This window comes from Acinetobacter sp. Ver3 (genome assembly GCF_000632455.1).
Classification (GTDB): Bacteria; Pseudomonadota; Gammaproteobacteria; order Pseudomonadales; family Moraxellaceae; genus Acinetobacter.
This window is the reverse complement of the sequence record NZ_JFYL01000086.1, coordinates 1-9,982: the sequence shown is the minus strand read 5'-3', so window position 1 is coordinate 9,982 and position 9,982 is coordinate 1. Positions and strand designations below refer to the sequence as shown.

Annotated in this window: 7 protein-coding genes; all 7 read left to right on the top strand. The window is 42.1% G+C overall.

Annotated features, from left to right (window positions below):
* Positions 1-135: 135 nt before the first annotated feature.
* Positions 136-495: a DUF4124 domain-containing protein gene (locus tag CL42_RS14545; protein ID WP_035270161.1), complete on the top strand. Its 360-nt coding sequence runs from the start codon at positions 136-138 to the stop codon at positions 493-495.
* Between the two features lie 122 nt (positions 496-617).
* On the top strand, positions 618-3,239 hold the full coding sequence (leuS, locus tag CL42_RS14540) for a leucine--tRNA ligase (RefSeq protein ID WP_035270159.1): 2,622 nt from the start codon (positions 618-620) through the stop codon (positions 3,237-3,239).
* A gap of 243 nt (positions 3,240-3,482) precedes the next feature.
* Entirely contained in the window at positions 3,483-4,046 is a 564-nt protein-coding gene (gene lptE / locus CL42_RS14535) for an LPS assembly lipoprotein LptE (protein WP_035270158.1), read from the top strand.
* Between the two features lie 6 nt (positions 4,047-4,052).
* Positions 4,053-5,039 carry a DNA polymerase III subunit delta gene (gene holA, locus CL42_RS14530; protein ID WP_035270157.1) on the top strand — a complete coding sequence of 329 codons (987 nt, stop codon included), beginning with the start codon at positions 4,053-4,055 and terminating at the stop codon, positions 5,037-5,039.
* Positions 5,040-5,162: 123 nt separating this feature from the next.
* Positions 5,163-6,515, top strand: coding sequence for a MacA family efflux pump subunit (locus CL42_RS14525; protein ID WP_035270155.1), 1,353 nt, complete (start codon positions 5,163-5,165; stop codon positions 6,513-6,515).
* A gap of 2 nt (positions 6,516-6,517) precedes the next feature.
* Positions 6,518-8,494: a MacB family efflux pump subunit gene (locus CL42_RS14520; RefSeq protein WP_035270153.1), complete on the top strand. Its 1,977-nt coding sequence runs from the start codon at positions 6,518-6,520 to the stop codon at positions 8,492-8,494.
* Between the two features lie 12 nt (positions 8,495-8,506).
* Positions 8,507-9,922 (top strand): efflux transporter outer membrane subunit, encoded by a 1,416-nt coding sequence (locus tag CL42_RS14515; RefSeq protein WP_035270151.1) that lies wholly within the window; start codon positions 8,507-8,509, stop codon positions 9,920-9,922.
* Positions 9,923-9,982 lie beyond the last annotated feature (60 nt).

Here is a 9,982-nt window from a genome sequence, read left to right as displayed (position 1 = left end):
ATAAAACATTTTATACGCAAAATGATTTTTTTGATTAAAATAAAACCAATTAATCTTCATCAGTATCCAGCAAAATGCTGCGATATAAACGTGTAAAAGAACTCACTCCCCTCATATTTCTTTATAGGTGAAGTCATGAATTCACTAGCATCATCTTTAAAACTTTCTTGTTTAGCATCAACGGTCGTTTTCGTTTCTATTTGTTCATCTATGGTGCAGGCAAAAGAATATTACAAATGGGTCGATCAAAATGGCTCAACCCACTACACCACCACCCCACCACCAAAATCAGCAAAAAAGAAAGGTAAAGTTGAAACATATGGTTGGAAAGCACCGACAACATCTGTCAATGCAAATTCAAACCAGACCGAAGCTCCTCAAACCTCACAGACTCAAACGATACCAACGCAACAGCAAACAAACAGTGCTTCAAATACTGAGTCACAAAACACAAATGCTGCTCCATTAAGCGAAACTCAAGTTTCAAATGAGTGAATTTGTCTTTTTGATCTTAATTTAAGTTTTGCATCCATTTTCAGTCTGTAAAATTCACTTTTAGGTGCTTTTTGCGCTATGCTGTGCGCTAAATTTTTTAACCGTTCTCTTGTATTACGTATATGACTACTCACATTGACTCTGAATACCAAGCCAGTGCGATTGAGCCCCAAGTTCAACAGAACTGGGAATCTCGCAAAGCCTTTAAAGTTGCCGACACTGTAGAAGGTCCACGTCGATATATCCTCTCGATGTTCCCTTACCCAAGTGGCAAACTGCATATGGGTCATGTACGTAACTACACGATTGGTGACGTGATCAGCCGCTTCCACCGTCTCAAAGGTGAAACTGTATTACAACCAATGGGTTGGGATGCGTTTGGTTTACCTGCTGAAAATGCTGCGATTGCACACCAAGTTGCACCGGCAAAATGGACCTTTGAAAATATCGATTACATGCGTAATCAGCTTAAAAAATTAGGTCTTGCGGTTGATTGGGATCGTGAATTTGCAACGTGTACACCAGAATATTATCGTTGGGAACAATGGTTATTCGTTCAGCTTTATAAAAAAGGCTTAATTTATCGTAAGCTTTCAACAGTGAACTGGGACCCTGTAGACCAAACTGTACTTGCAAATGAACAAGTAGAAAATGGTCGTGGTTGGCGTTCAGGTGCATTGGTAGAAAAACGTGATATTCCAATGTACTACTTCCGCATTACCGACTATGCGCAAGAATTACTTGACGATTTAGACACACTCAAAGACGGTTGGCCACAACAAGTCCTTACGATGCAACGTAACTGGATTGGTCGCTCACAAGGGATGGAAATCACCTTCCCTTCAGCGAACCCAGACGTTTATGCAGATGGTTTAACAGTATTTACCACACGTGCCGATACCTTAATGGGTGTGACTTATGTTGCAGTTGCAGCAGAACATCCAATGGCATTAAAAGCTGCGGAAAATAACCCTGAACTTGCTGCATTTATCGAAGAATGCCGTATGGGTTCAGTGGCAGAAGCTGACCTTGCAACTGCTGAGAAAAAAGGCATGGCAACAGGTCTTTCTGTGAAGCACCCTGTCACAGGTGAAGAAGTTCCTGTTTGGATCGCAAACTATGTATTGATGTCTTACGGTTCAGGTGCGGTGATGGCGGTTCCATCACACGATGAACGTGACTTCGAATTTGCCAATAAGTATGGCTTAACTATTAAGCAAGTCATTGATGCCAAAGGCGCTGATGATGCTGAATTCTCTGCGACAGAATGGCAAGAATGGTACGGCTCAAAAGAAGGTAAATTGGTCAATTCAGGCGAATTTGACGGTTTAGACTTCCAAGGTGCATTTGATGCATTCTTAGCAAAATTAGAACCACAAGGTCTTGCGAATGTAAAAGTTCAATTCCGTCTACGTGACTGGGGTGTATCTCGTCAGCGCTATTGGGGTTGTCCAATTCCAATGATTAACTGTCCATCATGTGGTCAAGTGCCAGTGCCTGAAGATCAACTTCCAGTGGTTCTTCCAACTGACGTGGTTCCAGATGGTTCAGGTAACCCACTGAACAAAATGCCTGAGTTCTATGAAACATCTTGCCCAAGCTGTGGTGGCGATGCTCGTCGTGAAACAGATACGCTAGATACTTTCGTAGAATCTTCTTGGTACTACGCACGTTATGCATCTCCAGACTTTACTGGCGGCATGGTGGATCCTGCTGCAGGTCAAACATGGTTACCTGTAAACCAATACATCGGTGGTGTTGAACACGCGATTCTACATTTACTTTATGCACGCTTCTTCCACAAATTGATGCGTGATGAAGGTGTAGTGCAAGGCAACGAACCATTCACCAACTTGTTAACACAAGGTATGGTACTTGCTGATACCTATTACCGCGAATCTGAATCAGGTAAGAAAACATGGTTCAACCCTGCTGACATCGAACTTGAGCGTGATGAAAAAGGTCGTATCACATCTGCAAAATACAAAGGTGATGGTCAAGACGTTATCGTTGGCGGTCAAGAAAAAATGTCGAAATCGAAAAATAACGGTATCGACCCACAATCTATTATTGACCAATACGGCGCAGATACGGCACGTGTATTTATGATGTTTGCTGCTCCACCAGATCAATCTTTAGAATGGTCTGATGCAGGTGTAGAAGGTGCTAACCGTTTCTTAAAACGTGTATGGCGCTTGGCAACTGGTTTCCTTGAACAAGGTAATACTGCATCAGCGATTGATAAAGCTGCGCTTTCAACTGCGGCTCAAGACTTACGTCGTAAGACTCACGAAACCATCCAAAAAGTGGGTGATGACATCGAACGTCGTCATGCATTTAACACTGCAATTGCAGCGATGATGGAACTTCTGAATGCAAACAATAAGTTTGAAGCGAAAGATGACAACGATGTTGCTGTTGCACGTGAATCTATTACAACGCTTTTAACTTTACTTGCTCCATTTGCACCGCATTTAAGTGAAACGTTATTGGCGCAGTTTGGTATCGAGTTAAATGCAACATTATTCCCTCAAGTGGATGAATCTGCATTAACACGTAATACACAAACCATTGTGGTTCAAGTGAACGGTAAGCTTCGTGGCAAACTTGAAGTGTCTGTAGATGCATCGAAAGATGACATTCTGGCGCAAGCAAAAGCATTGCCTGAAGTACAACAATTCTTAACAGGTCCAACCAAGAAAGAAATCGTTGTTCCGAATAAATTAGTGAATTTGGTGGTTTAAGAACCTTAAAGCCTCCCTGAGTAAGATATAAAGCACAGCTTTAGATCAAAGCGCAAGAAAGGGAGGTTTGGAGGGATTTAATTTCCATTGCGAAGCATTGCTTCTCACCTCTTTTAAAAAGAGGGGAATATAAGGATTTCACAATTCCCAAACAAAGCCCGTTGCCAGTCAACGGGCTTTGCACATACAATCAGAATATTCAAAATTTATCCTGAGTCTCAGGAAATACACAGAGGATCTACAATGCATTTGAGCAAACGTTTAGCTATTGCTGTTCTAACTTTAGGCTTAAGCGCAACTATGGTCGGCTGTGGATTTCATCTAAAAGGGACCAATCCAACTTCAACGCCACTGGCTTATACAAAGCTTGAATTAGCACTCCCTGCCAATACTTCTGATTTAGAGCGTAAACTCAGTGTTTATCTCACTGCTGCAGGTGTGCAACTAAGTAACTCTAACGATGCATATGTATTGCGTATCATTGACTATAAGCCAATTCGCCATGAGCTCAACGGCAAACTCATTGAAGTTCTACTCAGACTTTCTGTGACTTTCCAAATCGAAGATCGTCAAGGTAACTTGGTGACAAAACCTCGAACTTTAACTGCGACACGTACATATCAATATAATGTTGCAACCGTGAACACAGATGATCAACAAAATAAATATCTCAGTGAAATCTTAATTGACGATGTTGCTCAACAGATCTCTCGTCAAATTGCTGCAAACCGTCTGCCAAAAGCAGAAGCAAATGTACTGTTACCTGTGCAACAAACTTTTGAACCTACTGCCTCTGAAAATCCGTAACTCAGAATGAAGTTAGATTATCTACAAGCATTAAAACGTGTAAACGAAGCACGTGGTGCATGGGTATTACATGGTCAAGAACCTTTACTTGAGCAAAATCTTTTAGATGCTTTCCGTCAAAGTTGGATCATCAATCACGTGGAAAGAGAACGCTATGACATCCAAAGCGTTGCTGATTGGAAAAATGTATTTAATGCACTCAACAGCCTTTCTCTTTTTTCACAAAATCTCGCAGTAGAGGTCCATGGCAACATTAAGCCAGATGCCAATGCGTTAAAGTTACTCAAGCATTATATCCAGCATAATGAACACAACTTGTTGTTGATCATTATGCCTAAGCAAGATAGCAGTAGCTTAAAGTCGGCGTTTTTTCAAACGATTGAAGCCAATGGCGTCTTGGTTCCTCTTACAGCAACTTATGCGCAAGATCGTCAGCGTATACTCAGCATAGAAGCTGATAAAATTGGGATTCAACTGAGCCAAGATGCATGGCAATGGCTCGAAGTCCACCACGAACATAATTTATTGGCTGCTAAAAACAGCTTAATGCGTCTGGCAGACACGTTCCCCGATGTACAGCATCTTGAAATGCAACATTTGCTCGAATGCTTACAAGATCAATCACGCTATACCACTTTTGACTTAAGCGATGCATTAATTTCAGGCAACCTAAGTCAAGCGATCAAAATATACCAATATTTAGTCGAAGCTGGCGAACCACACAGTTTAGTATTATGGACGGTAAGCAAAGAAATGCGCTTACTGATGCAACTTTTTGAGCAACCACAAAATGCATTACAACTCGGCATCTGGAAAACCAAAGTCAGTCTTTATCAACAAGCCTTGAGACGTCTTAATCCCAAGCAATTTCTCACATGGCCACAATTGCTATTAAGAATCGATGCTGCCATCAAAGGCAAAAATAATGAAAATCCAGAACACCTCATGCAACAAGCCATTGCTGAATTATGTGGAAAAACCTTGTTTGCTTAGTTAACGAGCAAGGTCTATTTATAACTATAAAAATGATTATTGATTTTATTTAAGAAAAATACACTTTTTATCCTTATTTCATCATTATAATTCGCTTAATTTCCGTCATTTTTCAATATCGCCATGCAAAAAATAAAACCAACGAAATTGATTATCATCGCGATCATTACGATTGCAGCTATCGCTTTAGCTTGGTATTTCTTTAAACCTAAAGATGAGCAACCTCAGTTTATTACCGCTGAAGTGACACGTGGTGATATTGAAAACTCTGTCCTTGCAACAGGTGTATTAGAAGCGACCAAAATGGTTAGCGTTGGTGCACAGGTTTCAGGTCAGGTGAAAAAAATGTATGTGCAATTGGGCGACCAAGTCAAACAAGGTCAACTGATTGCTCAAATCGACTCCGTTCGTCAGGAAAATGATCTAAAAACAGCTGAAGCCAGCATTAAAAATCAGTTGGCTCAATTGGCAGTCAAACAAGCAAATCTGACTAAAGTTGAGGCGGAATATAATCGCCAAAAAGCCATGTATGCCCAAGATGCAACTTCTCGTGCCGAATATGAGTCCGCATTAGCAAGTTATAAAACTGCTCAAGCCGATATCGTCGCGATGAATGCTCAAATCGAGCAATCTCGATTGTCACTGGCGACGACCAAAGAAGATTTAGGCTATACCCGTATCGTTGCTCCGATGGATGGCACAATTGTGGCAATTGTGACTGAAGAAGGTCAAACAGTGAACGCGAATCAAAGCGCGCCAACCATCGTGAAATTAGCAAAACTTGACACCATGACGGTTAAGGCTGAAATTTCTGAAGCAGATGTTATGCGTGTTGAGGAAGGTCAAACTGTTTATTTCACTACTTTAGGTAATAGCGAGAAAAAGCATTACGCAACACTGCGTCAAGTTGAACCTGCACCTAACTCAATCAATACAGAAACCAACAACTCAAATTCATCTTCATCAAGCACAGCTGTGTATTACAACGCTCTATTCGATGTTCCTAATGAAGATGGAAAATTGCGTATTGATATGACTGCTCAAGTTTATATCGTGTTAGATGAAGTAAAGAATGCACTGACTATTCCATCTTCTGCTGTTCAAAGCTCTAATCGTCCTGCTCGCCAGCGTGGTGCAAATGCGGGTTCCAATGCACAAGAACGTAATGAACAAGCTCGTGGTGAAGGGCGTGCCGAACGTTCATCAGCTGATCGTCCTAAGCGTTTAGAATTAACCGCTGAGGAAAAGAAATTAGTCGATCAAGGTAAAGCTTCCATGGCTATGGTACGCGTACTTCAAGCAGATGGCACAGCCAAACCGACCCCTGTTCTTATCGGTCTAAATAACCGTGCAACAGCACAAGTTTTACGCGGTTTAAAATTAGGCGATAAAGTTGTAATTGCGGATGGCTCTGATTCATCAAATGACTCAGCTAAACGTGGCGCACGTGGTGGCGCTGGTCCAATGAGAATGTAATTATGAGTCAGACGAGAACACCTCTACTCGAGGTCAAAAACCTGACCCGTGAATTCCCTGCTGGTGAATCTACTGTGCAAATTCTAAAAGGGGTAAATCTTGAGATTTATCCTGGAGAATTGGTTGCCATTGTAGGTCAATCAGGCTCAGGAAAATCAACACTGATGAACATCTTAGGATGTTTAGATAAACCGACCAATGGTAGCTACAAGGTTAAGGGCCGCGAAACACGTGAGCTAGAACCTGATGAACTTGCTCAATTACGCCGTGAATATTTCGGATTCATCTTCCAGCGCTACCATTTACTTGGAGACTTAAATGCAGCTGGTAATGTCGAAGTCCCTGCGATCTATGCCGGCGCTGAGGCTTCTGAACGCCATGATCGTGCGGTTCAGCTTTTGTCCGATTTAGGTCTAGGTGAAAAAACCCAAAACCGCCCAAGTCAACTTTCGGGTGGTCAGCAACAGCGTGTTTCGATTGCTCGTGCATTGATGAATGGCGGTGATGTTATTCTCGCCGATGAGCCTACGGGTGCATTAGATAAAAACAGCGGTATTGAAGTGATGCGTATTTTACGCGAACTGAATGCCAAAGGTCATACCATCATTCTCGTCACTCATGATCACAATGTTGCCAAAAATGCGACTCGTATTATTGAGATTTCAGACGGTAATATTATTTCAGATGAACCCAATGTTCCTGAAATTGATGATGGCTTTGAACGTGAAGAATTGATTCGTGCTGAGCAAAAGAAAACATCGTCTTGGCGTTCAGCTTTAGACCGTTTAGGTGAAGCTTTCCGCATGGCACTTCTGGCCATGAATGCTCATCGAATGCGTACTTTTTTGACTATGCTCGGAATCATTATCGGGATCGCATCTGTCGTTTCGGTTGTCGCACTCGGAAATGGATCACAAAAACAAATTTTAGAAAATATTAGTAGTTTGGGGACCAATACCATTACGGTCTACCAAGGACGTGGTTTTGGTGATAACTCCAGATCTTCTCAGGCCAAGACCTTAATCCCTGCTGATGCGGATGCATTAGCGGAACAGCCTTACGTCGATGGAGTCAGTCCTTCAGTCAATAGTTCTGTCACAGGAAGATATAAAGATGTAGAGGCATCCACAACGGTCAATGGTGTCAGCGAAGACTTTTTCTACGTGCGTGGTTTAACGTTTAAATCAGGTCAACCATTTGACAAACATAGTGTTACTGAACAAGCCCAAGATGTTGTGATTGATACCAATACCCAAAAGACATTCTTTAGCGATGGTACGGATCCTATTGGTCAAGTAATTCTATTGGGCAGTGTACCTAGTCGTATTATTGGTATCGTAGATGCTCAACAAGGTGCAATGGGTAATTCAGATAGTCTCAATGTCTATCTCCCTTACTCAACCGTCATGAGTCGAATGCTTGGACAGTCGAATGTGAGGAGCATCATCGTTCGTGTAAAAGATGAATATTCAAGTACAGCTGCTGAAAATGCAATCTTGAATTTACTCGTTCAACGCCACGGGGCGCAAGACGTGTTCACTCAAAATGCGGACAGTATTCGTGAAACCATCCAGCAAACTACCGCTACAATGACTTTACTCATTTCTGCGATTGCTGTGATTTCTTTAGTCGTTGGTGGTATCGGTGTCATGAACATTATGTTGGTGTCTGTCACTGAACGAACGCAAGAAATTGGTGTGCGAATGGCCGTGGGTGCTCGACAAAGCGATATTTTGCAACAATTCCTGATTGAAGCCGTATTGGTCTGTATTTTAGGCGGTATCCTTGGGGTGTTATTATCACTGGGAATTGGTCAGCTGATTACACACTTTGCTGGTGGCACGTTCCAAATGGCGTATTCAACCACATCAATAATAGCTGCATTCGTTTGTTCAAGTTTAATCGGGATCGTATTCGGTTTTATCCCAGCACGAAATGCTGCTCGTTTAAATCCTGTCGATGCACTGTCAAGAGAATAATAAGGTATAACTATGCGTAATCAACTTCATAAACTGTTCATGACCTTAGCATTAACAGGCTCTTTAGTCGGCTGTGCGGCTGTAGTGAAAACGCCTTATCAAGCTCCTTCAGTCAATATTCCACAGGGCTTTCAAAACAGCCAACAACTCAGCCAAAATATCCACCAACAGGCTTTTCATGATCAATGGTGGACATTATTTGGTGATGCACAACTCAATCAATTGGTTGAACAAGTGATTGCACGAAATACCGATTTAGCTGTTGCAGGGATTAATTTGCAACAAGCACGCCTTCAAGCCAAGCAATCTGAAAGTCAGCAAGGTGTGCGTATTGGCAATGCAGGTGCATCGGTCGGTCATCGTTTTAGTTTAGATGGTGATGGTGATTCTTCAAATGGTATTTCACTGAACTATCCCGGCTTAAGCTATGAGCTAGACTTGTTCGGTAAATTAGCCAATGAAACTGAAGCATCTCGATGGGAAGCGCTTGCGACAGAGCAGGATTTACAAGCCACTGCACAAAGCCTGATTGCGACAACTGCACAATTGTATTGGCAATTGGGATATCTCAATGAACGCCTATCTGTGGCTCAACAAAATTTGGCGAGTACGCAGAAAACTTATGAATTAGTGCAAACTCAATATCGAGCTGGGGCGGTATCAGGTCTTGATTTAACATCAGCTGAACAAGCGGTTCAAAGTCAAAAAGCTTCGTTAAGCCAGATCGAACAGCAAAAAGTTGAAACTCGAACTGCTCTTGCGGTATTGCTCAATCAACCTGTGCAACAGTTGAATATCTCGGAGCCACAGCGCTTACCACACTCTGCCCTACCGCAAATTCAATCGGGCTTACCAGCTGAGCTTTTATCGCGCCGTCCTGATTTGCAAGCAGCCGAGTTACGTTTACGCAAAGCACTTGCCAATAAAGATGCGAATAAAGCAAGTTATTACCCTTCGATTAATTTAACGGGTAGTATAACTACTGGAGGCTCGAGCACTTCGCTGAGTAATGTGCTGTCTAATCCTGCTGCAATATTGGGTGCGGGTCTTACACTACCCTTCTTGCAATGGAATGACATGAAACGTGATTTACGTGTGAACGAATTGGATTATGAAAAATCAATTATTCAATACCGTCAGACCTTATACAAAGCTTTTGCCGATGTTGAAAATGCGTTATCTGCACGCAATGAAATAGACAAACAAGTCGCTTTACAAGAACGTAATGTTCAACTCGCTGAGAAAACGGAACAACTCACGCAAGTGCGTTATAAGAATGGTGCAATTGCGCTGAAGAATTTGATCGATGCACAACGTACTACTCGTGAAGCACGTTTGAGTTTGGTTCAAGCCAAACAGACTCAGTACAATGCTTATGTGACGTTACTGCAAGCATTGGGTGGCAGTCCGATTCAGCAATTGCCTTAAACAAAAAAGCCCGAAAGGGCTTTTTTTATTTATCGTCTATATAGCTTTCGGGGTATGGAT

Bases quoted from the DNA above. Each gene is read 5' to 3' on its own strand.
- leuS (WP_035270159.1), top strand. From the start codon at position 618: ATGACTACTCACATTGACTCTGAATACCAAGCCAGTGCGATTGAGCCC.
- holA (WP_035270157.1), top strand. From the start codon at position 4,053: ATGAAGTTAGATTATCTACAAGCATTAAAACGTGTAAACGAAGCACGT.
- CL42_RS14515 (WP_035270151.1), top strand. From the start codon at position 8,507: ATGCGTAATCAACTTCATAAACTGTTCATGACCTTAGCATTAACAGGC.
- CL42_RS14520 (WP_035270153.1), top strand. From the start codon at position 6,518: ATGAGTCAGACGAGAACACCTCTACTCGAGGTCAAAAACCTGACCCGT.
- lptE (WP_035270158.1), top strand. From the start codon at position 3,483: ATGCATTTGAGCAAACGTTTAGCTATTGCTGTTCTAACTTTAGGCTTA.
- CL42_RS14525 (WP_035270155.1), top strand. From the start codon at position 5,163: ATGCAAAAAATAAAACCAACGAAATTGATTATCATCGCGATCATTACG.
- CL42_RS14545 (WP_035270161.1), top strand. From the start codon at position 136: ATGAATTCACTAGCATCATCTTTAAAACTTTCTTGTTTAGCATCAACG.